The sequence below is a fragment of the Rhodococcus sp. H-CA8f genome (assembly GCF_002501585.1).
Classification (GTDB): domain Bacteria; phylum Actinomycetota; class Actinomycetes; order Mycobacteriales; family Mycobacteriaceae; genus Rhodococcus_F; species Rhodococcus_F erythropolis.
In genome coordinates this window covers 6,107,608-6,132,843 of the sequence record NZ_CP023720.1, presented here as the reverse complement: position 1 = coordinate 6,132,843, position 25,236 = coordinate 6,107,608, and the positions used below count along the sequence as shown (strand labels likewise).

The window sequence follows — 25,236 nt, the reverse complement described above, 5'->3', positions numbered from 1 at the left end:
GCTAAGTGTGGTCTGTCGTGTCCAGTTTTGTGGGAGGAGGAAGATGATTGACATGACCGACAACATTCCAGCAGTACCCATCCGCGACGAAATGATTCGGCTCGGTCAGTTTCTCAAGCTCGCGAACCTCATCGAATCGGGCGCGGAGGCCAAGGAAGTGATCGCCGACGGCATGGTTTCAGTCAACGGTGAGGTCGAAGATCGTCGGGGCCGCCAGCTTCGTGACGGCGATGTCGTCGAGATCGGCGGGATGGCCGCCAAAGTGGAAGCCCCCGCCTGATCCCGCGACTTCTGACTAGCTTTCGCGAACGACGACGCCGTCCTGGTCGCTGTAGACGATCTCGCCGGGGTTGAAGGTGACTCCGCCGATTTCGATCGGCACGTTCTTCTCGCCCGAACCAGTCTGAGTGCTCTTGCGCGGGTTGGTGCCCAGCGCCTTGACGCCGATGTCGAGGGTGCGCAGGATCGCCGAGTCGCGGACAGCTCCGTTGACGATGACGCCGGCCCAGCCGTTGTCGACGCCGCGGCCGGCGATGATGTCGCCGACCAGGGCGGTGTGGATGCTCGCGTCACCGTCGACGACGAGGACTCCACCGTTGCCCGGTTCGCTGAGGGTCTGCTTCACGAGCAGGTTGTCCTGGAAGCACTTGATGGTCGTGATGGGGCCGGCAAACACTTCACGTCCACCGAACTGGGTGAACTGCGTGTCGCAGCTACGGATGTCGGGTCCGATCTCGTCGGCAAGGTCAGCGGTCGCTACAGGCTCGGTCATGCCCCACAGGATAGTCGGCAGAGAGTTGACCACGGGTTCCCAGACCTATGCCGCATCCGGTAGACATCGACGGTGGACACATCGCGCTGGTACCGATCGTTCGCGGAAGTGGAAGCCCGAGGGAACTCCGAGGTCTACGAGGAATGGGGCAACGGCGTATCGGAGGATCCAGCAGTCCTCGCTCTGATCGATCGACTTCCAGAACCCCGCAGGCAACCCAACCTGATATTCGGGGCGAGCCGTCACCTCGGTGCACCGGTCGCGCCGTATGCGTCGTTTCGCCGGTGGCTGAGGGAGAACTGGTCTGCGGTTGAACAACTTGCGCGGATCCGGACTACCCAGACCAATGAAGCAGGCCGCGCTGCTGTGTTGCTTCCCGTTCTCGGGTTGTTGAAGGGCCCGCTCTCCCTCATCGAAGTCGGTGCTTCGGCGGGCCTGTGCCTTTACCCTGACCGCTACAGCTTTCTCTACGACGGCACAAAGTATCTGCATCCAGTCGATGGTCCGTCCACCGTTCTGCTGGAGTGTGCGACGACCGGCAGTCCACCAATTCCGGAGAGAGTCCCAGACGTGGTGTACCGGGCGGGCATCGACCTGAACCCACTCGATGTAGGCGACACCGACGACATGAGATGGTTGGAGAGTCTTGTGTGGCCGGAACAGGACCACCGCCGGCGGCGATTGCGCGACGCAGCGGCACTCGCTCGTGTGGATCCGCCTCATCTGGTTCGCGGAGATCTCACGTCGGCTGTTGCCGATCTGGTCCGGCGTGCGCCACAGAACACAACGGTCGTGGTCTATCACAGTGCAGTCCTCAACTATCTGACCCTCACTGCCAGAGAGGAATTCGCAGAAACTGTTCGTGCTTTGCCATGCCACTGGATAGCCAACGAAGGTCTTGGGGTTCTGCCCGAAGTCGATGCCAAGTTGACGGCATCACCAGAGTCGCGCCGTGGCAAATTTGTTGTCTCTCTTGACGGCACACCCCGCGGGCTAGCTGGTGGCCATGGGCAGTCCCTCGACTGGTTAGACCAAACCCGCACGGCGCCAGCAGGTTAGGTGCTGGGAAGTATGCCGTTCAGCACTATGTCGGCGAGAGAATCGGCAAACGGTCCCGGGTCCGAGACGTCACGAACCGACAGTGCGAAGATGGCCGCGCCCGCCATGATGTCGAGGAGAGCGTCGGCGTCGACGCCACTTCGGATGTCGCCGCGCTCCCTCGCCGCTTCCAGTCGACGGTTCAGCTCGACGCGGACTCCGGCCAGTTGCCGCACCACGAGAACGTCGCGTAATTCCGCGTTTGTGCGCACTTCGCTCATCAGTCCGGGCGCCGCGGCTCGGGTGGCGGGAGCGGCGAACAGTGCCACCGCGCCCTGCACAAGCGCGCGAATCTGATCCGCGATCGTGCCCTCGGCGCCGAGTTCGGTGTCGATGTCCGCGCCCTGTTCGACGTCGAGTACCGGATAGATCGCGTCGTTGACGATGTGTGCCTTCGACGGCCACCGACGGTAGATGGCTGGACGCCCCACTCCGGCACGCGTGGCGATGGCGTCGATGGATGTGCCGGCGTACCCCTTTTCTTCCAACAGTTGCCTGGTCGCGTCCAGTACTGCGTCGTCGATTGCAGGGTTTCGCTGCGGGCCCAGGCGGTGCTGAGTTTCGGAATCTTTGGACATTTTGGGCAAATCCCTTGCGGTATCGCTGTGATGGCCGTTACATTCTGTCACGGCTTTAGTCGATACATATTGTATCGACTATCGGCACGTGCGCATCGGCGCCACCGAACCACGAGGAGTGGTGATGAACCTTCGAACCGAAACAGAAACCTCAGGCGGAGATCCCGACTACGCCGAATTCGCCAGGCCCGGCGAATCCCGCAATGACCCGGCAGAGATGCGACGCAGCCTCGAAGGCTGGCTCGCGAGCGTGCTGTGGCGAGGCTCGAAACCTTCCGTGACCTCGGTCGAGGTGCCAGCTGCGAACGGCATGTCCAACGAGACCGTGCTGTTCGATGCGACGTGGATCGAGGACGGGGTTCGAGCCGAGCATCGCCTGGTCGCCCGCATCGCCCCGCGAGACAGTGCGGTGCCGATCTTCCCGTCGTACAACCTGGACCAGCAGTTTCGGGTCATGAGCGCCGTCGCAGCTCATACGTCGGTGCCGATCCCGCGCGTGTACTGGTCCGAGAGCAACCCGGACGCGCTCGGCGGCGAGTTCTTCGTGATGGAACGGCGCGACGGCGAAATCCCGCCAGACGTCATGCCGTACACGTTCGGATCCTGGCTCTCGGAGGCTTCAGCGGCCGACTGTTCTCGGCTCCAGCAGTCCTCGGTCCGAGTGCTGGCGGAGTTGCACGCTATGGCCGATCCACACCTCGCTCTCCCCGAGTTGTGCCGCGATGGTGCCGAACCGACTGGGGCAGAAGCACTTCGCTCGCACATCGAGGACCAGCGACGCTACTACGAGTGGGCAACAGCCGACGGACCGGGATCTCCGTTGATCGAGCGCGGCTTCGACTGGATCGAAGCGAATTTTCCCGCCGATGCCGGTTCCGCAGTGCTCTGCTGGGGTGACTCGCGGATCGGAAACGTCATCTACCGCGACTTCGAACCGGCGGCGGTCCTCGACTGGGAGATGGCCACAATGGGGCCGCGTGAGCTGGACCTCGGCTGGATGATCTTCCAGCACAGGTTCTTCGAGGATCTCGCTGCCATGGCCGGACTCCCCGGAATGCCGGATTTCCTTCGTCGCGAGGACGTGGCAGAGGCCTACGGCTCGCTTTCCGGCCACCAGGTTGCGGATCTAGATTTCTACATCGTGTACGCCGCGTTGCGGCATGCGGTGATCATGTTCCGAGTCCAAAGTCGCGCAGTGGCTTTCGGTCAGGCGGAATTCCCCGCCAACCCGGACGAGATGATCCTGCACCACAAGACACTCGAAGCCATGCTCGACGGCACCTATTGGGAATCGCTCGCTACAGCCACGCTCACAACAGCGTCGGCCGCAACAGGAGATGCACGATGACACTGTCCCCGCTCGACGACTACCCGGTACATCAGATCGCCGAGACCATCCGCCACGTGGGCACCTCGGATCGAAACTTCTACGACCGTTACTACTTCAACTGCCATGCTGGCGTCGACGGCGACAGCGAGCCGCTGTTTCTCATCATCGGTCTCGGTCAGTACCCCAATCTTGGTGTGTGCGACGGCTTTGCGGTTCTTCGGCGCGGCGACGACCATATCGTCTTCCGGGCATCCCGCGCCTTGGGTGACGATCGTATGGACCTTTCAGTAGGCCCGTTGAGGATCGAGATCATCGAGGGTCTGCACCGTCTGCGGGTGGTGTTGGACCCGAGTCCCGAAGCGCCGGACCTGAGCTTCGACCTCACCTTCGAGTCCGACGGCCCCGCCAATCTCGAGGCCAGACATTTCCATCGCCAGCTCGAACGAGTCACCTTCGACACGCAACGATTCGTGCAGACCGGAACATGGTCCGGATCCCTGACCGTCGACGGCGACGTCATCCCGGTCACCCCGGAGACGTGGCGGGGTAATCGCGATCGATCCTGGGGTGTTCGACCGGTCGGCGAGGCGGAACCTCCTGGACGCAAGGCGGATCCGTCGATCGCCGGTAGTCAGAACTTCTTCTGGATCTACTCGATCATGCAATTCGGGGACTTCACCGTCGTCACGGTCGTTCAAGAGGATCAGCAGGGACGCCGAATTCTGGAGGATGCGACACGCGTCTGGGCGGATCGTTCGCGCGAGCCGGAGTGGTTGGGTCGACCGGACCACCAGCTCACCTTCATTTCCGGCACCCGCGAGGTGAAGAGCGGAACTCTGTACTTCCGGCGTCCCGGTGCACCAGGAGAATCCGACCACATCCTGGAGATAACCTGCGAACCGATTCTGCCCAACTACATCGGTGTCGGTACGGGCTACGGACTCGAGCAGGATTGGCGCCACGGGATGTGGCAGGGAGAACTGGTGGTTCAGGGCCTGCGAGAGAAGGTTTCGGACATCGAACCGTGGAAGAAGATGCTGTGCCCGGTCGACAACTTGGCCCGGTTCACCCTTGTAGAAGACGGCGTAACTCGCACCGGGACAGGACTGTTCGAGGTAGCAGTCATTGGACCCCACCAGCGATACGGGTTCACCGGAATCGGTGACGTCGCACCGTAACTCCAGCTCACCAAACCACAAATCCCAAACTACAGAGAGAGGTACTGCCACATGTCCACACGCTCACGAATATTGTTCGCTCGCACTGCGAAGGCCGCCGCACTTGTTGTCACCGGAGGCCTGTTGTTTGCCGCTCCCGCCACGGCCATCCCGCTCGACTTGGGCTCTCTCAACACGGGATCGGTCGATCTCGGCTCGCTCGATCCTGTGCTCGCGCCGACACCGAACTTGGCCTCCGTGGCCAACTTTCGCGACGTCGCCGGCAATGACGGTAGGGGATACGCCACCGTCGACGGCTCGCACCTCAAGCGCGGCGTCATCTACCGGTCCAATGCGCTGACCGCGACCAGCGACGCAGACAAGGCGACGCTCACCGGCCTCGGACTTGCCGACGCCTATGACCTCCGCGGTTCAACCGAGATCTCCAACCCGTTCATCGGTGGCGCGGACAGGCTCCCGGACGGTGTGACGTACACGAACATCCCCATCGAGTTCAAGGATCTCACTCAGCTCGCCACAACGATCAAGTCGCCGGAAGAGGCCAAGCAGTTCTTGGTCGACACCAACCGCAGTTTTGTCACCGACCCTGTGCGCCGTGCCGGCTTCAAGCAGGTTCTCTCGGACATCGCTGCTGGTGACGGGGTGCAGTTGTTCCATTGCACTTCAGGTAAGGACCGCACGGGTTGGACCGCGATGTTGCTGCAGACCATCGCGGGTGTCCCCGCCCAGACGATCATGGACGACTATCTGTTGAGCAACACCTACCTTCAGGCGACCAACGAGAAGATCCTTGCGCAGATCTCTCAGGCTCTGAGCCCGCAGGTAGCGACCAATCTCGAGCCGGCCCTCGGTGTCGATGCGTCGTACCTGGAAGCTGGACTCGCGCAGATAGCCAGCGATTACGGAACCGTCGACGGTTATCTCACCGAAGGTCTCGGACTCACTGCGGACACGATCGCACTTCTGAAGGCCAAGCTCGTCGACTAGTTGCGCGCCGCTAAAACGCTTGAACGAACGAGTACCAGTCGCCGTCGAACTCCTGGTATCCGATCTCGCCGTCGCGGCGGGGCTTGCCGAGATATGGTGCGCCGTCGGGTAAGTACGCCAGTCCGATCGAATCGATCAGACCGCCCTCGATGTGGAAGCGGCACCCGTTGCCGACGGGCCAGACCTGCAGGACCCGGTAGACGCCAATTGTTCGGTTGTCCAACGACTTCTGGCAATCCGCGGCCACTGCTTCGAGCGAATCTTTCGACAATGCAAACGCAACACGCGAGGGGACGGACAAGGTCACGAGCGCGCCGGTGACGAGGACTATCACCGGCGCGATCGTGCTCAAACGCAGGGTTTTGTACTTCATCCAGCCAATCAGGCTGAGTATCAACCACACTCCACCCAAACCGAGTAACACTGAGGCGGCGAGCGCAAAGAATGGAAAGTACACAACCGGCGGCATAAAGGACCACACGATGACGCCGCATGTGAGAGCGACAAGCACTGCGATGACAACTGCCATCACCTTCCACCAGGATGCCGGACCTCCGCGCGCAGTTGTCGGATCACCGTCAGTCATCGGACAACCCTTGCACAAGGCAGTAATTGTGGGGTGGCAACGAATGGAATTGTTGCCACTGGGTTACGTCGAGGCCGTCGTGCGTTGAACCGAGAATTGGTCACTTTCAGCGCCGGCTATCTCTCTGATGCCGGAGGGTATGGTCGGATTGTGAACCAGGATCTGATCATTCGCCGCTACCTACCCTCGGATGAGGATGTGGTCGTCGACCTGTGGTCGCGCGCTGCCCGTGAAGCCCATCCATTCCTTGCAAGCGAGGGGACCGGTGAGCGGGAGCAGAAGATGCGAGAGGTCTATCTGATTCAGGCCGACAATTGGGTGGCTGAGCACAACTCCGAAGTTGTTGGCCTGTTGGGAATGATCGGCTCCGAAATCGGGGGACTGTTCGTCGCGCCGGCATCACAGGGGTTGGGAGTCGGGAGGGCGTTGGTCGAACACGCCACCACCATGCACGACGAGGTGACACTCGAGGTTTACACCCTCAACGATCGCGCCCGCAGGTTCTATGCGCTGATGGAGTTCGAAGAAGAGGGGCGCCGACACGACGCCGAGACGAACCACGAATTGATCACTCTGCGTCGTACTGGTCGCGACTCCTCCCTCATTCAGGCCTGAGAAAGGCGATTCAGCCCAGCGCAGGGTGCCAGGAGTTCCACCACTCCACGATGGGAACCAGCCAGGGAGTCCAGATCTTCCAACTGTCACCGAGTCCGTACGGCGGTATCGGAATCATGACCATCGCCTCCTGAACGTCCCGCAGACAAACTCGTCCGTGAATCTGATGTATCCCAACGCGTCTACGCTTGGGCCTGCTGGTCTGCCTGCAGGTGCTTGACCGGGCATCCCGTGGGGAAGGTGCCGAGGTCTTCGACCTTGTAACCGCTCGGGTAGCTGCGGATGTTGGGCAGCTCGCGGGCGAATTTCCGCTTCGTACGCACCGGGAAGAACCGCAGCAGACGCGCGCGGACCTTCAGCGCGCCGCGTGAGACGACGCGCATCGCGGTGCTCGGGTGCTTGTAGTGGAAGGCGTCGAGTAGGTGATCGTCCATGAGGGCGAACGCGAATCCCTTGACCAGAGCCTTCGGCGCCAGGTTGTTGGGCGGGAAGGTGCACATCAGGTCGAGGGTGGAATCAGCGACGGCCCGCGCTCCGGAGTCGAATGAAAAGTGTTCGCGCTCATAGTCGTCGAGAAGTTTGACGAACCCCTCGTAGGTGTCAGGAGTGTCCTTGATGTTCATGTACCGACCCAGGTGGCGGTAATAGTTCGTCGACCCGACGATCTCGTTGTCGGTCATCTTCCGCCAGCCGTACTCGTCGAGCCATCTGACCGGCGTGACGACAAAGGTGGCCAGAACGTAGAGCATGTCGTCGTTGGAGATGTCGTAAGAACCGTGCATCTGATTCATTCGACGCACGCTCTTGCGGCCTTCGGTGCTGCTGAGGCCGTGCTCGAGGATGGCATCGAGGATCAGGCTGGTGTCGTCGTAGCGCTTTTGAACCTTGTCGGTGAACTCGCCCGTCGAGAAGAGGAGCTTGCCGATGGACGGGACCGCGTACGTGCGAAAAAGGGCGAAGCTGAGCGCCTGATTGATGTCCCAGGGAAACTCCTGCGCCGCGAGAATGCGCGACATCTCTTCGTAATCGGTTTCGGGATCGAGTCGATCCGTGCGACTGCGGAGGTCGTAGCGCTTCATCTGAACACTCCCTGGGACTGGTCTGCGCGCTGCAGAGGTAGGTGTGAGCTGCACCACCGACTGTAGTTCTGACAACACGCGTTGTCTAGGGGTGTGAATAGTCGACTTTCCATCGTTTCGGGCGTTGTACCAGGGGTATCCGGAAAGTGTTGTCGACCCGAGGAGCAGCTATGAGCGTCACACGCACGGCCGGGGTTTTTGCGGCCATCGGATTACCGATTGCCGCGAGCGTCATGTTCGCCGGAGTCGCCTCGGCTGATCCGCCCCACCCTTTCGGCGGCGCCGCCGTCACCATCGGGTGCCCGAATCAGGGGTCACTGGCCTCGTTGACCGGGCTCACCGGCCAGTCCGGACCAGAGTCCAATCCGCCCATCGCCAAGGGTGATATTCGCTTCGATTCGTTCCCGGCAGCCGCGCCCATTCCGGCGGCGGGTCAGGTGACCGTTGCGTGGGTCAACACAGACACGGGTAAGTCCGGAATCGTGGACCTGGTAGGGGCGTACCCGTATCTCTCTGCCACGGTGAACACCGGCGTCGGCAATGTCGTTGCGACGGCGTTCGGTTCGATCAATTGGGGCAGTAGTCCCATCTGCCAGTCGAATCCGACGATCGGCAGGTTCATAGCCTGATCGTCATAGCCTGATCGTCGCAGCCTGATCGTCACAGCCTGAACGGGCACAGGGTTGGCGGTATCGCGTGATTATCTGTCATCTCGGAGATACCGCCGTGTCCGTCCCATCCCATATTCTGAAACGTGTTAGTTGAAAGCATATTTCAGGGATGGAAAAGGTGGCGACGTGAATGGGTCGAGCGCGCGTCAGTTGATGAGCCAGATGCTCGTCGAGAAACGAAACAGTCTTGCGCCCGAAATGGTCGGCATGCGCTGCGAGGGTGCTCGCCGCATGCACGGACTCAGTCGGCGTGATGTCGCGCAGATTGCCGACATCAGTTTCAATCACTATCAGCGATTGGAACAGGGTACGTCCGTTGGTGTTTCGGCTCCGGTCATCGTACGTATCTGCGACGCCTTGTTGATGGAAGACGACGAGAAGGCGCGCATGCTGGCGTTGCACCAGGCATGGGCGCGCCCTCGTCGACCGCTGGCTGGATCCCGAGTTGCCGGACCTCAGGCCGCCGGTGAAATCTCCGGTAGGCAGCGGGCCAGTTCGTCCGGCGTGTAGAAGAAACTCCCGACGCTCACCGGAGCGCACGGGGCAGCAAATGCTGTCTCGCGCTCGTTGTAGAGCATTCGGACCAGCCGCTCACCGTCCGGTCCGGCGTAGACGTCCCACTGCACGTTGGCGGCCATCGGGCTGACATTCGCTCCGCGCCAGGGGTTGTTCGCGTAGGTGTAGAGATCGCCCTCGGCCTGCGAGGCGGTGCTTCCCGGCAGTTTCAGGAGCGCAGCGAAGGGGATGATCGTTTCTGCGTGTGCAAATCGGAAGTCCGCTCCCGGCACGGCGGCGTCGCCGGTGTGTTCCTGCAACCCGCGCAGGAACTCGTCGCGCAGGACGGTTGCCATCCGGTAGGTGACGTCTTCACCGGTGAAGCCAGGGCCCTTGGCGTAGTAGTCCTCGGCGTCGTTCGTGTACGCGAGCCACTGAGCGTCGTCGGAGTCGATGAACCGCTCGAAATTCCACGTGCCTTCTTCGGCCATGCCCGGAGTGATGATGTACGTGTTGTACAGCATGTACGCGGCGTCGACCTCGTTGTCGATCGTGCTGGAGCCCTTGCCACGGTCGACGAGTGAGAACTCGCCCGCACTCAGCCGGTTCACGAAGTCCTCCGAGTAGAGCCTGAGCATCATGTGCCGCGAGACCTCGCGGGTGCGGGGAAGATCGGCGATCTGGTCGTCGACGGCTTTCAGTCGAGGATCGGACTCTTCGTAGTCCTTGTAGTCGGCGTTTGCATCCGAGTCGTGGAAGTAGAGAAGGTCGGCATCCGTGGTCACTGGCGCAACATCGCCGGCGACGGCCGGAAACGCACCGGTCAGGCCCTGAGCGAAGTTCTCGGCGCTGTCCACGGCACGGTCGACGCCCGACGAAGTCAAAGTGATGGTGCCCTGTTGCGCTGCGATGGCGTCGAACAATTGAGGGAGGCGCTCGGTGACGCGCGCTCCGAGCTGCCGATGTTCGGCCACCCCGAGTCCGCTGAGGTTGCCGTACCCCAGCTTCTTGTTGGCGTCCATGAGATCACGAAGCGCCGGGCCGAATTCCTTGCCGACGGGTGTCAATGCGTTCTCGGCTTCGGCGATTTCCCACAGCTGCAGGCTCAGGTCGTCGTACTTCAGGCTCGACAGTGCTCTGGAACCATGGCGCGCAACACTTTCCGTGTACACCGGGATGTATCCGGTCGGCGGCGCCTGATAGTCGGCGATGCGCTGACCGGGAGTGTAGGGCGTCTTGGACGTGAAGCCGCCGTCGCTGACGGTCGGTGTCTCTGTCGAACCGGAACTCGAACCGGCGTCGAGCGAACCGAACGGTGACGCCGTGGCGATGGACTGGACGCTGCTGGTGACAAGCACGAGTCCGACAGCGCCGGCAGCAGCCAGCACGCCGAAGCGTGAGCTTCGCATGGTGAGTTGATCCTCTCCGTCGGTGCCGAGGTGACACGACGGAAGGAAAGTTAGAACAGCTAAGCGTCCGAATTGCACCTATTTGCCCATGTGCAGATGGACGCGGGGTTACAAGTTTCGGATTCGCGGAGCTCAGGAGGGTTTGGCGGCAATCCCGATCGACACGGAGAGCGACAACGCGATGAGGGTCATGGCCAGCCACTGGTAGCTCTTGGGCGTGGGCTGCTTCTTACGTCCGAACTTGCTCACTGATGTCTCCCGTTTGTCCGTGGGTACTCAGCACATATTACTGTTCCATTACCCCGATTGCGTGGTCGACCTAAAACTGTGCGCGATCAGACAGCAGGCGGACCGTGAAGTCCGCCCGCTGCCCTGTGATCAGGAGGTCGTGCGCAGCTCCCGTCGCAAGATCTTGCCCGTGACGGTCTTGGGCAGTTCCTCCACCAGCACCACGGAGCGTGGGTACTTGTACGCCGCCATCCGCTGCTTGCAGTGATCGATCAAGTCTTCCGGCGTCACCGAGGCCCCCGCGACGAGGCTGACAAACGCCTTCACCGTCTCACCGCGGTATTCGTCGGCGATCCCGACGACTGCCGCCTCACGGACTGCGGGGTGCTCGGCAAGAACGTCCTCGACCTCGCGTGGCCACACCTTGTAGCCGGACGCAATGATCATGTCCTTCTTACGGTCGACGACGTAGAACCAGCCGGCTTCGTCCATGAAACCGACGTCGCCGGTGTGGAACCACCCGTCGCGAATGGCCGACGCACTCTCCTCCGGCTTGTTCCAGTAACCGCGCACCACCTGTGGACCACGGACGACCAATTCGCCGATCTCTCCGATCGGCAGGACCGCACCGCCCTCGTCTTCGATGCGGACCACGGTGTTGGGTACTGGAACGCCAACGGACAGTGCCCCGGACGTGGGGTCGACGGGCGTGTCCGCCCCGACGGGAACGGCGTGAGTGGGCGACGTGGTCTCGGTCAGCCCGTAGATGTTGTGCAGCGCAGCACCGGTCATGGCGCGGACTGCCTCGGCGGCTGTCGGCGAGATGGGTGCGCCGCCGGAATACAGCAACCGCATGGAGGTGAAGTCTTCGGGCGCGCAACCCGGAGTGTTGAGCAGTGCGGTGAACGCAGTGATGGCGCCGACTGTGAATGTCGGGCGGTGCTCACGAATCGCGTCGAGCATCACCTCGGGCTGGAAGCGGTAGGCAAGCACCAGCGGCATTCTCGCCAAGACGGACACCGCGATGTGACCGATCAACCCCGTGATGTGGAAGAGCGGTGCGACGCCGAGAACCGTGTCTTTCGGGGTGAGCCCCAGCCAGTCACGGTAGACCTGGGCGTTGAAGGTCATGTTCGCGTGAGAGGTCATCGCTCCCTTGGGCGGACCTGTGGTCCCCGACGTATAGGTCAGTACCGCAATGTCTTCCGGTGCAGCGTCGGTAGTGATCGGATCGCCGAGACGATGCTGGTCGATCAGCGTCGCGAGATCGTCGGTACCGAGATCCTTCTTCACGATTCCGTCGAAAACCCGTGGATCGTTGCGGCTTTGGTACTCGAGTTCCGAGGTGGTGATGACTCGCCTGACCGGCGAGTCGGAGACGACGTTGCGGCCGACGGACTCGTAGAGCCCCTCGAGAGCGATCAGAACCGCTGCTCCGGAATCTTCGAGTTGGTATCCCAGTTCTCGTTCACGGCTCATGGGATTGATCGAGACTGCGACGCCGCCGGCTTTCCAGATTCCGGCGAGGGCGAGCACGAATTGCGGAACGTTCTGCAGGAAGAGTGCGACACGGTCTCCCTTCGTCAGACCACCTGCTCGTAGTGCGCGGGCCAGGGCGTCACTCTGCTGATCCAGTTCGGCGAAACTGAGTTGACCGTCGAAGTACTTCACGGCCGTGGCGTCCGGATCAGAGCGGACCGCCGCTGCCAACAATTCGAGCATTGTGGGCTGTTCGACGTCGATGTCGGGGGGAACGTCGTTGCGGTACAACGCCAACCAAGGGCGATCTTCGTATGTCATTTGATGGCAACCGGATTCACGGGAGAGCCGCTGGCCTTGGCAACCTTGAGCGGTGCGGCGACGTACAAGAACGTGTACTGGCCGTCGGACGCGCAGTCCGCGGCCAGCTTCTCCAGATCGCAGATCTCGGTGAACACGACACCGAGATTGCGCATCAATGCGTTGTGGAGAACCAGTGCCACACCGTTTTCGGGGTCGGTGGTGACCTCGTTGGCAATGGTGTCGGTGACGAGGTTCGGAATCTCCATGTCCTGGAACCACTGGACGAGTTCGGGGCTGTAGATCAAGCCGGGCTCGCAGAATCCCTCGTAGAAGGCTTCGCCCTGGTCGAAGAACAGCTTGAGGAAGTTGGTGCGGATGACGAGAATGTCACGCTTCTCGATGGTGACGCCCTGCGCTTCGGCACAGGCCAAAAGATCATGGTGCGTGAAGGTTTCGGCCTTGTCGAGGTTTTCCTTGCCGCGGAACTTCGCCATGTCGAGAAGTACTGCGCGTCCGACGACGCCGCGGTCGGCAATCGGTTCGACGCTGGCCTTCTCCAGGCCGCCGACAGTGGTATCAGCCGAGTATCCGTTCCACAGGGCGCCGTCGTACCAGACGTGGCCGAGTGCGTCGTACTGCGTCGAGCCCTGCAGGAATGCGTCGATCTTGTCGTCCGCGTAATGCAGGCCGCCGGGGAAGTTGGGGGCGTCGTCGCCGTCCCAGCTGCTCTCGTCGAAGATCTGTGTGCGCTCGGCGGGGCTCCGGCCCGGCCAGACCGGATCACCCTTGGGATCGCCGATAAGACGTTGGAGTGTGAACACGGAACCCTGCTTGATGGTTCCGACGCCGCGAAGCACCTGTCCGGCGTCGAGGTAGTTCAGTGAACCGACCTCGTCGGACTCTCCCCACTTGCCCCAGTTGCTGGGTGCGTCGCGCAGGAGTTCTCCAAGATATGGCGCCTCGGTCATGGTGATTCGATCCTCTCGCTACCGACACCGAACGATCGCTCGGGCGGACCTGGGTCTTTGTGATCCACATCATGTTCAGGCCGATAACTAGTATTCAACACGTTCATAGATTTCCGTGGTCATCGCATTGTTGGAAATCCTATGTTCGGCAATACTGAACACTGTGACCGAATTTGAGAATGCTGTCCTGATCGGGGCGTCGATCCGGCAAGCGCGGCGTCACAGCGGGCTCTCGCTGCGTGAATTGGCCAGGCGTCTCGATGTCAGCCCGGCTACCCTCAGCGCTGTCGAGACCGGAAAGACCAGAGTCAGCGTCGACCGGTTGGCGGCAATCGGCGGGATTCTCGGAGTGCGTTTCGACGCTCTGCTCCCGGCTGCGATAGTGCGTCCGCCGGAACAGCCGCGATGGGGAGGCGACGACGCCGACCCGGACGCACATTTTCGCCCGAACGAGTGGCGAAGGTTCGGTCCGAGTTCGTTCGATCCGGTGTTGGCTGCCGCGCTCGCGGAGATGGTGAAGACCGGATATCACGGCGCTGCGATGCGTGAGATCGCCAAACGTGCGCAGATGAGTGTTCCGGGTCTGTATCACCACTATTCCAGTAAGCAACAGATGTTGGCCGAAATTCTCGACCTCACCATGGCTGAACTGAACACGAGATCGTTGGCGGCTATCGAAGAGGGCGAAAGTCCCGACGAAAGATTGGCTTTCCTTGTCGAATGTGTGACCTTGTTCCATATCTATCGGCGTGATCAAGGATTCCTCGGCGCCAGCGAAATGCGCAGTCTCACAGCCGAGAACAGGTTGCGCATCACGGAATCACGCAACTACCAGCAATGGTTGATGACGAAGCAAGTGGACGACGGAATCGCCGCCGGTGTGTTCGAGACGGATCGGCCGCGACAGGCCGCGCGTGCGATTGTCGTGATGTGTGTCTCTGTCGCGCAATGGTATCGGCCGAGCGGACCACAAACCCCCGAGGAAATTGCACGCGACTACGCGCGTTTTGCGCTGGATCTGGTGCGCCTTCAGCGACCGTGACGGACGTCATCCGGTTCGGGTGATGCGCCTGCGGGCAAACGGGTCCATGCTTGGAAGGTATCCGTACCGCGACTCGAGTAAGGAACGAAACCCAATGTCTTCCAATCTGTCTCACAAGGCCTACATGATCGGTGCCGGCATCGGAAACCTCTCGGCTGCCGTCTATCTGATTCGAGACGGTGAGTGGAACGGTGAGGACATCACCATCATGGGCCTGGACATGCACGGAGCGAACGACGGCGAATCCGCCGCTACGTTTCAGCACCAGTACGGCCATCGCGAACTCGGTAACGACGCGGGTTTCATCAACCGCGGCGGCCGCATGCTCAACGAGGAAACCTACGAGAACCTCTGGGACGTATTGAGTGCGGTTCCGTCGCTGGACAACCCGGGAAAGTCGGTGACGGATGACATTCTCGACTTCGACCACGCGCACCCCACGCATGACGTCGCACGGTTGATCGACCGAGACGGTATTCGCAACAAGGGCGAGAACGATTACAAGCACATGCAATTCGACAACAAGGACCGGTACTTGTTGACGAAGCTGATGACGATGCCGGAGTCGGACGAGGCAAAACTCGACGACATCAGCATCGAGCAGTGGTTCGAGGACACTCCGCACTTCTTCACCACCAACTTCTGGTACATGTGGGAGACCACTTTCGCTTTCAAGCGGGTGAGTTCGGCGATGGAGCTTCGCCGGTACATGAACCGAATGATTCTCGAGTTCAGCCGCATTCAGACGCTTGCGGGTGTCACCAGGTCCCCGTACAACCAGTACGAGAGCATCATCTTGCCGATGCGGACCTTCCTCGAAGGTAAGGGCGTGAAGTTCGTCAACGAACTGAAGATCACGGAGTTCGTGTTCAAGGACACCCCGCTTCGAGACGAGATCATCGTGACGGGACTCGATTACGAGAACGTCCGCACCGGCGAGAAGGGCCGAATCGACGTGGCGGAAGGCGATTTCGTCTTCGACACCAACGGCAGCATCACCGACAGTTCGTCGATCGGCGATCTGGATACTCCGATCGTCGAAGACATGAGATACGCGCCGAGTGCGCTGCTGTGGAAGCAGGCCACCGAGCATTTCTACGATCTCGGGAATCCCGACAAGTTCTTCGGGGACCGGGCGCAGAGTGAGTGGACCAGCTTCACCGTCACCACTTCGTCACACGAGCTCATCAACGAGATTTCCCGAATCACCAAGCAGCTCCCCGGAAATGCACTCAACACGTTCGTGGACTCGAACGTGCTTCTGTCGATCGTGGTTCACCATCAGCCGCACTACCACGCGCAGAAGGAGAACGAAGGAGTCTTCTGGGGTTACTGTCTGTTCCCGCGCAAGGACGGAGATTACGTGAAGAAGCCGTTCATCGAGATGACCGGCCGGGAAATGCTGGAAGAGACTCTCGGGCATCTCGAGGCACTCGACGAGAGCGGTGCGCTCGCCGCGCGCCGACAAGAGATTATGGACAGCGTCGTGAATTCGATTCCCAGCCACATGCCTTACGCCAGTGCGCTGTTCAATCGGCGAGCCGTCGGCGACCGGCCGCTGGTGGTGCCGAAGCACTCCAAGAACCTGGCCTTCATCAGTCAGTTCGCGGAGTTGCCGTTCGACATGGTGTTCACCGAGCAGTACTCGGTGCGCTGCGCTCAGGTGGCCGTCTACAAGTTCCTGGGGATTCCGGAAGACAAGCTCACCAAGATGCATCACTACGAGAAGGATCCGAAGGTCCTCGCCAAGGCCGCAGTGACGATGTTCCGCTGAGGGGTGCTCAGCGACCGTGCCGCTTCTCGTAGTCCTCGCGAGTGCGATCGGCACGGCGCTGGGCCTTCTCGTCGAGCAATTCGGGATCGAGTCCGTGGCTCAGCAGTCGGTGACGGCGGTAGATGGTCCCGAGCGCCACGACGAAGTACGCGAGCGGGATGAGCAACAAGGCCATCATGGCCAAGGGAATCCAGATCGGTCCCGGAATCAACAGGAACAGCAGAAGAATCAGCGTCGCCGGCACGGTGAAACGAATGATGTAGCGAGCCTGCGCACCCGGTCCGACCAGATCGTTCCGCACCCAGTCCTGGTACCGGTCGGGGAGCGTCTTCCCCAGGAGGTATCCGCAGTACTGGGGGAAGTTCGGGCGAGTCTGTTCGGCCATGGCCTCCAGGATAGTGCCTGGTACTGCCGCTTACGCCGGTGCCTTGAACGTGCGTCGGTAGGCGCTCGGTGAAACGCCGAGCGCCTCGTTCATGTGTTGACGCATCGATGTCGCGGTCCCGAAGCCGGTTCGAGCTGCAATTGCATCGATCGACAGATCGGATTCCTCCAGCAATTCACGTGCCCGATCGACGCGTCTGCTGGTCAACCAGCGGTTCGGTGTGGTTCCGACTTCGTCGCGGAATCGACGGCTGAAGGTGCGGACGCTCATGTTGGCACGCGTCGCCAGGTCTGCCAGCGTGATCGGATCGCCGAGATGTTCGAGGGCCCAGTGCCGAGCGTCGGCAGTCGATTCCGAAGGCTTGTCAGCCAGTGGGCGGCGGATGTACTGCGCTTGACCACCGTCGCGCCACGGCGGTACGACGCAACGCCTCGCGACGGTGTTCGCCACTTCCATGCCGTGGTCGCGTCTGACGATGTGCAGACAGAGATCGACGCCTGACGCCACGCCGGCCGAGGTCAGGATGTGGCCTTCGTCGACGAACAGCACGTCGGGATCCACGTTCACCTTGGGATAGACACGCTGGAAATGGTCGGTGTTGCGCCAATGCGTCGTGGCACGGAGTCCGTCGAGCAAACCGGCCGCGGCGAGGATGTACGAACCGGTGCAGATCGAGACCAGCCGGGTCCCCGGGCGGATGTGTTCGAATGCTGCGGTCAATTCGGGGGAGAGATAACCCTCGTCGAAGGCCGGGCCCAATTCGTACGACGCGGGGATGACGACGGTGTCGGCGGTGGCGAGCAACTCGCTCCCATGGTCGACCGAAATGCTGAAGTCAGCGTCGGTCTGCACGGGATTGCCGTCGACGGTGCACGTCAGGATCTCGTACAGCGGCCGATCCTCGACGTCGATGGCACGCCCGAAGATACGCGCGGGGATCCCGAGCTCGAAGGGAATGACTCCGTTCAGAGCCAGTACGACGACGCGATGCGGACCAGACATGGCTCGATCCTTTCATATATTGGCAATCTGGCCACTGTTCTCGATCGAATCCGAACTGCAGAATTCTCTCTGTGACTTCTGAGACCGCTCTCCCCGAATCGGGCCCGCAGCAGGTGAGCCCCCCGCGCTTTCACCGCGCGTGGTCCGTCGCGATCGTGGCATTCCTGGCATTGGTCGGTGCGGCGAGCTTCCGCGCTGCCCCATCGGTGCTGATCGATCCGCTGCACGAGGATTTCGGGTGGTCGCGCGCCAGCATCTCGGCCGCCGTCTCGGTCAACCTGATCCTGTACGGGCTGACCTCGCCGTTCGCCGCTGCCCTGATGGAAAGGTTCGGTATCCGGGCGGTCGTCACTTCGGCGTTGGCGCTCATCTCGCTCGGCAGTGGTCTCACGATCTTCATGACCTCGAGTTGGCAGCTCATTCTGCTGTGGGGTGTGTTCGTCGGCCTCGGTACGGGTTCGATGGCGCTGGCGTTTGTCGCCACCGTCGTCGATCGCTGGTTCGTCGAAAAGCGTGGTCTCGTGACCGGCATCCTGACGGCCGGTGGTGCTGCCGGTCAGCTGGTGTTCCTGCCCGTCCTGGCGAAGCTCGCGGAAACGTACGACTGGAAGAGCGTCGCCTTCACAGTTTCGTTTGCCGCACTGGCCGTCGTGCCGTTCGTTCTGCTGTTCCTGCGTAACTATCCGTCAGACGTGGGAACGACGCCGTACGGCGCGCCCGCCGATTACGCCCCACCCGCCAAGCCTGTCTACCAGCGCGGCGGCGCCGGAGGCCGGGCGATCTCGGTGCTGGTGATGGCGTCGAAGACCAAGGTGTTCTGGCTTCTCGCCGGTACCTTCGCGATCTGCGGCGCGAGCACCAACGGCCTGATCGGAACGCACTTCGTCCCGGCGTCGCACGATCACGGAATGCCGATCACGACGGCCGCGTCCCTGTTGGCGTTGATCGGAATCCTCGACATGGTCGGCACCATTGCTTCGGGTTGGTTCACCGACCGGATGGACTCGCGAAAACTTCTCGGCATCTACTACCTCTTCCGCGGAATCTCGCTGCTCTTCCTGCCGCTGCTGCTCGCCAACACCGTGAATCCGCCGATGATCGCGTTTGTCATCTTCTACGGGCTCGACTGGGTGGCGACGGTTCCGCCGACGGTCGCGCTGTGCCGTCAACACTTCGGCGCCGACGCCCCCATCGTGTTCGGTTGGGTGCTGGCATCGCACCAGATCGGTGCAGGTCTGGTGGCCTTCTTGGCCGGCCTCGTTCGTGATCAGATCGGCTCGTACGACGCTGCCTTCTTGGTGGCCGGCGCGCTCTGCGCGATCGCTGCAGTCATGTCGTTGTTGATCGCAAAACGTCCGAAAGAGGCAGTATTGGTTGACTCTGTCTGATTCGGCACTGTGATCGGTACCAGCGACGGGGTAAGTTGTGTGTAACTCCAAGAACTACTCACCAGTAGGGGTACTGAAATGCCTGCTCCGTCCGCTGCGACCTTCTCGCGGCTCGCCGATCTGATCGCCATCGACAATGTTGCCGATCGCCCGACGAAGTCCATCACCGAGGTGTTCACCGGCAAGGAGCTGGCGACCATCCCCGTCGGCACCGCCGACGACGCACTTGCGGCCATCGCCCGTGCCCGCGTCGCCCAGAAGGAATGGGCCAAGCGCTCCGTCCTCGACCGCGCCGCCGTCTTCCACCGCTACCGCGACCTCATCCTCGAGAACCGCGACGCCCTCATGGACATGGCTCAGGCCGAGACCGGAAAGTCGCGTACCGCAGCTCAGGAAGAAGTCCTCGACATCTCGATGACGTCGCGTCACTACGCACGTGTGGCGCCGAAGCTGCTGCGCCCGCGTCGCGTCTCCGGCATGCTCCCGGGTCTGACGAAGACCGTCGTCCGCTACCAGCCCAAGGGTGTCGTCGGCGTCATCTCGCCGTGGAACTACCCGATGACGCTGGCCGTGTCCGACGCCATCGCCGCGCTGCTCGCGGGCAATGCCGTTGTCCTCAAGCCGGACAGCCAGACGCCGTACTGCGCGCTCGCCTGCGTCGAGCTGCTCTACAAGGCGGGACTGCCCCGCGACCTCTTCGCCGTGGTTCCCGGACCGGGCTCCGTCGTGGGCACCGCGTTGGTCGAGAACACCGACTACCTCATGTTCACCGGTTCCACCGCGACCGGTCAGCTCCTCGCCGAGCAGGCCGGCCGTCGACTGATCGGCTTCTCCGCCGAACTCGGTGGCAAGAACCCGATGATCGTCGCGGCCGGCGCAGACCTGCGCGAGGTCACCGACGCCGCTGTGCGTGCGTGCTTCTCCAACTCCGGTCAGCTGTGCATCTCCATCGAGCGCATCTACGTCGAAGAGTCCATCGCACCCGAGTTCATCCGTATGTTCGGTGACCGCGTCAAGAAGATGAACCTCGCCGCTGGTTACGAATTCGGAATCGAGATGGGCAGCCTCGTCTCCGAGGCCCAGGTCAAGGCAATCTCCGCGCATGTCGACGACGCAGTGGTCAAGGGCGCCACCGTCATTGCCGGCGGCAAGGCCCGCCCGGACATCGGACCGCTGTTCTACGAGCCCACGCTGCTCACCGGGGTTCCCGAAGACGCCGAGTGCTACCGCGACGAGACCTTCGGGCCGCTCGTCTCGATCTACCCCGTCAAGGACGTCGAAGAGGCCATCGCTGCGGCCAACGACACCGAGTACGGCCTCAACGCCAGTGTGTGGGCGGGAAGCAAGGCTGCCGGCGAAGCCATCGCAGCGCGCATCCACGCCGGCACCGTCAACGTCGACGAGGGTTACGCACCCACCTGGGGCAGCACCGCAGCACCGATGGGCGGCATGGGTGTCTCGGGCGTCGGTCGTCGTCACGGCGCCGAGGGGCTGATCAAGTACACCGAGCCGCAGACCGTTGCCACCACCCGCGTCATGAATCTCGGTGGACCGCGCGGACTTCCGGCCAAGGTGTGGGCAAAGCTCATGCCTCACGCCATCAAGATCATGTCCTGGGTTCCGGGCCGGTAACGGGTGGAAACCGCCAGCGCGTACATCGAGGCAACTCCGGTATCGGTGTGGAAGGTTGTCAGCGACATCGAAGGTATGGGTCGCTTCAGCCCTGAAAACACCGGTGGAACATGGACTTCCGGAACTCCGGGCACTGTGGGTGCAAAGTTCAAGGGCACCAACAAGCACGGCCTGATTCGGTGGAGCACGCACTGCACGGTGGTCGACGTGGTCGACTGCCGGAAGTTCTCCTTCGAATCGGACGAGCCGAAGGCTCGGTGGACGTACGTGCTCGAGCCTTCGGGAACGGGCACTGTGCTTACCGAGACTCGTGAAATCTATGCGACGCCTGCGCTTTACGTCCGCATGATGTCGGGTAGCGGCCTGCTCGGTCGGGGTCGAGATCAGCTGATGCAGACCGGAATGGAAACCACTCTGGCGCGCATCAAGGCGTTTCTGGAGAGCTAGAAACATACACAAGTGGGGCTGCACTCGAATCGAGTGCAGCCCCACTTGTGTTGCTGCGGATCAGTTTGCAGTGGTGACAAGCGCGGCGTCGACGAGCGCGGTGTAGACACGCTCCGGCTCTTCGGCGATGCGATTGAGTACGTACAGCCACCACTGTGTTCCGAAGATGACGTATTCACGCGTGGTGAAGCCCGCGGCTCGGAGTGTGTCCAGTTGCTCGGTACCGAGACCGAGCAGCATCTCGAACTCCACGTGGTCGGCTCTGAGCTTCGAATCATGCTCGGCGCGTAATGCTTCGAGAATGTCGCGGTCATGCGTCGCGATGGAAACCTGGTGACCCGATTCGACAGTTCGGGCAGCGTAGTCGAGATACGCGCTGCGCAGTTCGGCACTACCGCGCGGGTAGGCGACGGATTCGGCTTCGAGGAAGGCGCCCTTCACGAGACGGATGCGGCCGGGTCGGTCCAGCAGAGCGGCGAGATCCTTTGCGGTCCGGTGCAGTCGGGCCTGAACAGTGATCCCCACGTGAGTGAAGCGCTCGGCCAGTCGCGCGTGCATGTCGAGGACCAGGTCGGTGCGATCGGACGCTTCGGCGGAGATGATCAGCTCGGCACCTGCGCGTTCCGTGGCCTCGGCCAGGCGCACGACATTGCGAAAGCACTGCTCCGGATCGATTACCAAGCCGATGTGCGAGAGGTCGAACGACACGGTGCTCTCGACACCCGACGTGCCGATTCGTTCCGCCAGTTCCACGAAAACGTCGGTTTCGGCGTTCGCGAGCTCGGGATCCCGGACGCTTTCCCCGGTGTATTCGATGCTCGCCTTGTGCCCTCGGGCGAAGATCGAGGGAAGACGATCGAAGGCGTCGTCGATGGTTTCGCCGCCGATGTAGCGAGCGGCCACTTTCCGTGCGAGTGCTGCCGTTGCAGCGTCCGCCATGGTGTGTTCTTTCAGGGATTCGTCGAGTGCGAGGCGGCGTAGGACGTCGGCGGCCTGGGCTTGTAGATCCGTGTTCACGGCTTCAGCGTATCCGGACGAGGGTGCGGGAATTATTCTCCGGACCCTTGCGTTCGATCTATTGTCGATATATCGTCGATACGTCAAACAAACACAGACAGTCCAGGAGGACAACATGTACGCCCCACACAACAACCCAGAAATGCAAGAACGTCGCGAGCATGGCCGCCGAGGCCCGCATCGTGGACACGGTTTCCGTCGAGGATTCGATGGAGAGCGCCCCGAGGGTCGCTTCGAAGACCGAGCAGAAGGACGCCCCGAAGGCCGACGCGGTCGCGAAGGTCAGCGCGGACACGGTCGTCCCGACCAGCGTGGACACGGCCGCCCTCACTTCGGTGAAGCCGGCGCAGCGCTCCGTCCCGCGATGGGTCTACTCCGAGGTGCCGCTGTCGCGGTAGCCGCAGGTGGGACCGCTGAGCAGGTCGCCAAGGCAGAGGCAATTCTTGCCGAGGCACGCCGTGCACTGTTCGAGATGCTGGCGGAAAAGCCGGCTGACGTGCAGCAGGCTCACGCAGAATCTACCGACACACTGCCGGCAGAGTGATCACGGCGCTCAGGCGCCGACGGTGACTTCCTCGCTGTTCATGCCGGAAACGTGACCGTCGGCGCCCTCTCGCCAGTACCCGACAACATTGTGCTTGTCGCGAGCAATTCCTCGAACTTCCCTCAGATGCTTACGAATACGACGGCTGGTTGCGCTTTCGCACGCCACCCACGCGTAGATGTCGGCCGATTCGGATTCGGGAAACTCGACCTTCTCCACAGCTTCGAACAGTGCGCTCGGCGCCTTTCCGAGACCACTCCCCACGAGCCACGTGTACGTGACGTCGCCGCGAGTGACAAATTCCTGTCGATCCTCTTCGGTTTCGACCTCGATGATCGCCTGTGCGACATCGCCCTCTCGAAGTTCTTCGACAATCCTGCCCAGTCCGGGGAGACCCGTGGCGTCTGCGACCAGCAGCTGCCAGCGAGGACCCGCCGGTGCTTGGTAGTGGGACCGCGAACTGTCCGACCAGAAGACGCCTAGTAGGTGACCTGGTTCGGCCCGCAGGGCCCAATCCGCTGCAATACCGCCAGGGTGCACGACGAAGTCGATGTCCAGACGTCGGCCGCCGTCGTGCACCTTGCGCACGGTGTAGTGCCGCCACGGTGGCTCGGTTCCGAGATCGGCCTTGCCGTAGTCGGGATTGTTGAAGTAGTCGTAATCTGCTTCTGTTTCACCGGGTTTCGGGAACGCAATATCGATGCGCTCGTCGCCTTGTCCGCCGGTCGGCCAGTGCCAGTCACCTTCTGCCTCGATGCTGATTCGCCGCATGTGCGGGGTCAGGGACGTGACGGTGACAACGCGGGCGGGTTCGCAGAAAGACATGCCTCGACCCTATTGGTCCTGCGTGTCGAAGTGGAGACAGATGCTGTCGCAAGACGGACATCGAAAGCAGCTGAAAACGCCAGCGTATGCCCCGAGGCATGGTTATTCCCCGGTGCATACGCTGGCATTTTCAGTTATGCCCGTTCAGGCGGCTGTCGGTGGGCTGTTCCCACCGATCGGATGTTGATACGGGTCAACGGACATCGGTGGATAGAACACCGTCTTCCGATCCGGGCCGACCTCGACACGCCACTCGGTGTGGTGCAGCGTCCGGTGGTGATGACCGCACAACAAGATCAGATTGTCGAGATCTGTTGGGCCACCATCATTCCAGTGAACAATATGGTGAGCATCGCACCACCCCGACGGAGTCCCACACCCCGGAAACGCACACCCACCATCACGAACCGCCAACGCCCGCCGCTGCGGAACCGTTGCCGTTCTCGCTTCCTTACCGCAGTCGAGCGGAACACCATTCTCATCCAACAAGATTCGGGTGACGGTGCAGTCGCACGCCAGCATCCGTGCAGTGTCGATGCTGATCGGGCCCACCCAATCCGTCCACGCAAATCCCAGTTCATCGGTGGACGGCAGGAGGTCTTTCAGAACTTTAAGGTCCGTCATGTCTTTCGCCGATGCGGTGACCGTGATGTGTGGTTTCACGCCGCCCTCGATCGGACCCAACCCCGCCCGCTCGTACCGGCGCAACAGTTCGCAGAACCCGTCCGCACGCCGTAAAGCAGGCGTGCGGGTGTCCTTGACGCCGTCTTTCTCCGGCGTCGGCGCCGACAGCCTCGACAACAAGGTGATCAGACGGGCCCCGTTCACAGCATCCAGATCACCCTTCACAGTTACTCTGCCGTACAGGCCTTTCGAGGCGTAGAACTCATTCCGCTCCGAATCTTCCCCGTCCGGAACACCATCCTCGCGTTTGCCGTACTGCTTCTCGATCCGCCGGATCGCCGCCCGCACCGCATCACAATCGGCAATGTTCTTCGACGCCAGACCCAACAGAATCCCCCGGGCCTTGTCCACATCCGCCAGGGTCATGTTCTTGGGCGGATGCTGACAAAACGACGCCACCTGACGGGCTTTCAACGCATCAACATCACCACGATGAAACGCATCGCCGACCACAGGTTCGAGCATCAACAACCGCGCCAACCCGACCAGCAGACTGCACTCACCGATCTCCAAATTCGTCGACCCGTGCAACCACTGTGCGATCGCCCGAAAACCCTTCCCGCCGAGAACCTCACGGGAAAACATCTCCACGATCAGCAACACCATCCGCGACTGCAACTCGTGCCGGGCGCGCACCAGATCGAAAACCTCACTCTTGAGGTCCTCACCATCCAGTTGCCACGCATCCCGACTGTCCATGCAGCAATCATATTCGAACAG

At 61.7% G+C, this 25,236-nt stretch carries 26 protein-coding genes; 14 read left to right on the top strand and 12 right to left on the bottom strand.

Annotated features, from left to right (window positions below; all coding sequences use genetic code 11):
• Window positions 1-52: 52 nt before the first annotated feature.
• Window positions 53-280, top strand: a complete 228-nt coding sequence (locus CPI83_RS28530; RefSeq protein ID WP_003943569.1) for an RNA-binding S4 domain-containing protein — start codon at window positions 53-55, stop codon at window positions 278-280.
• Window positions 281-295: 15 nt separating this feature from the next.
• Here CPI83_RS28530 and rraA read toward each other — a convergent pair whose 3' ends face one another.
• Complete coding sequence (rraA, locus tag CPI83_RS28525; protein WP_003943552.1) at window positions 296-772, bottom strand: ribonuclease E activity regulator RraA; 477 nt, start codon at window positions 770-772, stop codon at window positions 296-298.
• Window positions 773-844: 72 nt separating this feature from the next.
• Between rraA and CPI83_RS28520 the strand changes: the two genes are divergently transcribed.
• On the top strand, window positions 845-1,831 hold the full coding sequence (locus CPI83_RS28520; protein ID WP_097388085.1) for a DUF2332 domain-containing protein: 987 nt from the start codon (window positions 845-847) through the stop codon (window positions 1,829-1,831).
• Here the strand turns inward: CPI83_RS28520 and CPI83_RS28515 are convergent.
• Window positions 1,828-2,448 carry a TetR/AcrR family transcriptional regulator gene (locus CPI83_RS28515; protein WP_041814434.1) on the bottom strand — a complete coding sequence of 207 codons (621 nt, stop codon included), beginning with the start codon at window positions 2,446-2,448 and terminating at the stop codon, window positions 1,828-1,830. The genes CPI83_RS28520 and CPI83_RS28515 overlap by 4 nt on opposite strands.
• Before the next feature lie 124 nt (window positions 2,449-2,572).
• Here CPI83_RS28515 and CPI83_RS28510 point away from each other — a divergent pair, with 124 nt between their 5' ends.
• Genes CPI83_RS28510 through CPI83_RS28500 form a run of 3 tightly spaced genes read left to right on the top strand, consistent with a single transcriptional unit; the run spans window position 2,573 to window position 5,943 of the window.
• Complete coding sequence (locus CPI83_RS28510; protein ID WP_097388270.1) at window positions 2,573-3,796, top strand: phosphotransferase family protein; 1,224 nt, start codon at window positions 2,573-2,575, stop codon at window positions 3,794-3,796.
• Window positions 3,793-4,956 carry a hypothetical protein gene (locus CPI83_RS28505; RefSeq protein WP_020968030.1) on the top strand — a complete coding sequence of 388 codons (1,164 nt, stop codon included), beginning with the start codon at window positions 3,793-3,795 and terminating at the stop codon, window positions 4,954-4,956. Before CPI83_RS28510 ends, CPI83_RS28505 begins: the two co-directional genes overlap by 4 nt.
• A gap of 51 nt (window positions 4,957-5,007) precedes the next feature.
• Window positions 5,008-5,943, top strand: coding sequence for a tyrosine-protein phosphatase (locus CPI83_RS28500; protein ID WP_097388084.1), 936 nt, complete (start codon window positions 5,008-5,010; stop codon window positions 5,941-5,943).
• Window positions 5,944-5,953: 10 nt separating this feature from the next.
• On the opposite strand, the gene CPI83_RS28495 is transcribed toward CPI83_RS28500, so the two are convergent.
• Window positions 5,954-6,529, bottom strand: a complete 576-nt coding sequence (locus CPI83_RS28495; protein WP_232816822.1) for a hypothetical protein — start codon at window positions 6,527-6,529, stop codon at window positions 5,954-5,956.
• A gap of 150 nt (window positions 6,530-6,679) precedes the next feature.
• On the opposite strand from CPI83_RS28495, the gene CPI83_RS28490 reads away from it, so the two are divergent.
• On the top strand, window positions 6,680-7,144 hold the full coding sequence (locus CPI83_RS28490) for a GNAT family N-acetyltransferase (protein ID WP_097388083.1): 465 nt from the start codon (window positions 6,680-6,682) through the stop codon (window positions 7,142-7,144).
• A 182-nt stretch (window positions 7,145-7,326) separates the two neighbouring features.
• On the opposite strand, the gene CPI83_RS28485 is transcribed toward CPI83_RS28490, so the two are convergent.
• Window positions 7,327-8,223 (bottom strand): oxygenase MpaB family protein, encoded by an 897-nt coding sequence (locus tag CPI83_RS28485; RefSeq protein WP_029537326.1) that lies wholly within the window; start codon window positions 8,221-8,223, stop codon window positions 7,327-7,329.
• A 170-nt stretch (window positions 8,224-8,393) separates the two neighbouring features.
• On the opposite strand from CPI83_RS28485, the gene CPI83_RS28480 reads away from it, so the two are divergent.
• Both CPI83_RS28480 and CPI83_RS28475 read left to right on the top strand, forming a co-directional pair.
• Window positions 8,394-8,852 carry a hypothetical protein gene (locus CPI83_RS28480; RefSeq protein WP_019746277.1) on the top strand — a complete coding sequence of 153 codons (459 nt, stop codon included), beginning with the start codon at window positions 8,394-8,396 and terminating at the stop codon, window positions 8,850-8,852.
• A gap of 168 nt (window positions 8,853-9,020) precedes the next feature.
• Complete coding sequence (locus CPI83_RS28475; protein ID WP_021332657.1) at window positions 9,021-9,404, top strand: helix-turn-helix transcriptional regulator; 384 nt, start codon at window positions 9,021-9,023, stop codon at window positions 9,402-9,404.
• On the opposite strand, the gene CPI83_RS28470 is transcribed toward CPI83_RS28475, so the two are convergent.
• From CPI83_RS28470 to CPI83_RS28460, 3 genes are all read right to left on the bottom strand, one after another.
• The gene (locus tag CPI83_RS28470) at window positions 9,350-10,798 is read right to left on the bottom strand and encodes a histidine-type phosphatase (protein WP_097388082.1); all 1,449 of its coding nucleotides are present in this window, start codon (window positions 10,796-10,798) and stop codon (window positions 9,350-9,352) included. The two genes, CPI83_RS28475 and CPI83_RS28470, sit on opposite strands and share 55 nt — an antisense overlap.
• 378 nt (window positions 10,799-11,176) lie before the next feature.
• Complete coding sequence (locus CPI83_RS28465; RefSeq protein ID WP_029254129.1) at window positions 11,177-12,826, bottom strand: long-chain fatty acid--CoA ligase; 1,650 nt, start codon at window positions 12,824-12,826, stop codon at window positions 11,177-11,179.
• Window positions 12,823-13,776, bottom strand: a complete 954-nt coding sequence (locus CPI83_RS28460) for a cyclase family protein (protein WP_003943547.1) — start codon at window positions 13,774-13,776, stop codon at window positions 12,823-12,825. Before CPI83_RS28460 ends, CPI83_RS28465 begins: the two co-directional genes overlap by 4 nt.
• Before the next feature lie 115 nt (window positions 13,777-13,891).
• On the opposite strand from CPI83_RS28460, the gene CPI83_RS28455 reads away from it, so the two are divergent.
• Together CPI83_RS28455 and CPI83_RS28450 are read left to right on the top strand one after the other, a co-directional pair.
• Complete coding sequence (locus CPI83_RS28455; RefSeq protein WP_060938731.1) at window positions 13,892-14,818, top strand: TetR family transcriptional regulator; 927 nt, start codon at window positions 13,892-13,894, stop codon at window positions 14,816-14,818.
• A 22-nt stretch (window positions 14,819-14,840) separates the two neighbouring features.
• The gene (locus CPI83_RS28450) at window positions 14,841-16,592 is read left to right on the top strand and encodes an oleate hydratase (protein WP_306305300.1); all 1,752 of its coding nucleotides are present in this window, start codon (window positions 14,841-14,843) and stop codon (window positions 16,590-16,592) included.
• Between the two features lie 7 nt (window positions 16,593-16,599).
• On the opposite strand, the gene CPI83_RS28445 is transcribed toward CPI83_RS28450, so the two are convergent.
• Together CPI83_RS28445 and CPI83_RS28440 are read right to left on the bottom strand one after the other, a co-directional pair.
• Window positions 16,600-16,977, bottom strand: coding sequence for a DUF5313 family protein (locus CPI83_RS28445; RefSeq protein ID WP_003943558.1), 378 nt, complete (start codon window positions 16,975-16,977; stop codon window positions 16,600-16,602).
• Window positions 16,978-17,007: 30 nt separating this feature from the next.
• Window positions 17,008-17,979, bottom strand: a complete 972-nt coding sequence (locus CPI83_RS28440; RefSeq protein WP_097388081.1) for a helix-turn-helix domain-containing protein — start codon at window positions 17,977-17,979, stop codon at window positions 17,008-17,010.
• A 71-nt stretch (window positions 17,980-18,050) separates the two neighbouring features.
• Here CPI83_RS28440 and CPI83_RS28435 point away from each other — a divergent pair, with 71 nt between their 5' ends.
• From CPI83_RS28435 to CPI83_RS28425, 3 genes are all read left to right on the top strand, one after another.
• Window positions 18,051-19,367, top strand: coding sequence for an MFS transporter (locus tag CPI83_RS28435; RefSeq protein WP_021332663.1), 1,317 nt, complete (start codon window positions 18,051-18,053; stop codon window positions 19,365-19,367).
• A 78-nt stretch (window positions 19,368-19,445) separates the two neighbouring features.
• Complete coding sequence (locus CPI83_RS28430; RefSeq protein ID WP_003943578.1) at window positions 19,446-20,999, top strand: succinic semialdehyde dehydrogenase; 1,554 nt, start codon at window positions 19,446-19,448, stop codon at window positions 20,997-20,999.
• 3 nt (window positions 21,000-21,002) lie between these two features.
• Window positions 21,003-21,446, top strand: coding sequence for an SRPBCC family protein (locus CPI83_RS28425; RefSeq protein ID WP_019746286.1), 444 nt, complete (start codon window positions 21,003-21,005; stop codon window positions 21,444-21,446).
• A 60-nt stretch (window positions 21,447-21,506) separates the two neighbouring features.
• On the opposite strand, the gene CPI83_RS28420 is transcribed toward CPI83_RS28425, so the two are convergent.
• Complete coding sequence (locus tag CPI83_RS28420; protein WP_097388080.1) at window positions 21,507-22,463, bottom strand: proline dehydrogenase family protein; 957 nt, start codon at window positions 22,461-22,463, stop codon at window positions 21,507-21,509.
• Window positions 22,464-22,578: 115 nt separating this feature from the next.
• Here CPI83_RS28420 and CPI83_RS31270 point away from each other — a divergent pair, with 115 nt between their 5' ends.
• Window positions 22,579-23,007, top strand: coding sequence for a hypothetical protein (locus CPI83_RS31270; RefSeq protein WP_230091052.1), 429 nt, complete (start codon window positions 22,579-22,581; stop codon window positions 23,005-23,007).
• A 9-nt stretch (window positions 23,008-23,016) separates the two neighbouring features.
• Here the strand turns inward: CPI83_RS31270 and CPI83_RS28405 are convergent, their stop codons facing one another.
• Window positions 23,017-23,832, bottom strand: coding sequence for a siderophore-interacting protein (locus CPI83_RS28405; RefSeq protein WP_019746297.1), 816 nt, complete (start codon window positions 23,830-23,832; stop codon window positions 23,017-23,019).
• 144 nt (window positions 23,833-23,976) lie between these two features.
• Window positions 23,977-25,215: an HNH endonuclease signature motif containing protein gene (locus CPI83_RS28400; RefSeq protein ID WP_097388079.1), complete on the bottom strand. Its 1,239-nt coding sequence runs from the start codon at window positions 25,213-25,215 to the stop codon at window positions 23,977-23,979.
• Window positions 25,216-25,236 lie beyond the last annotated feature (21 nt).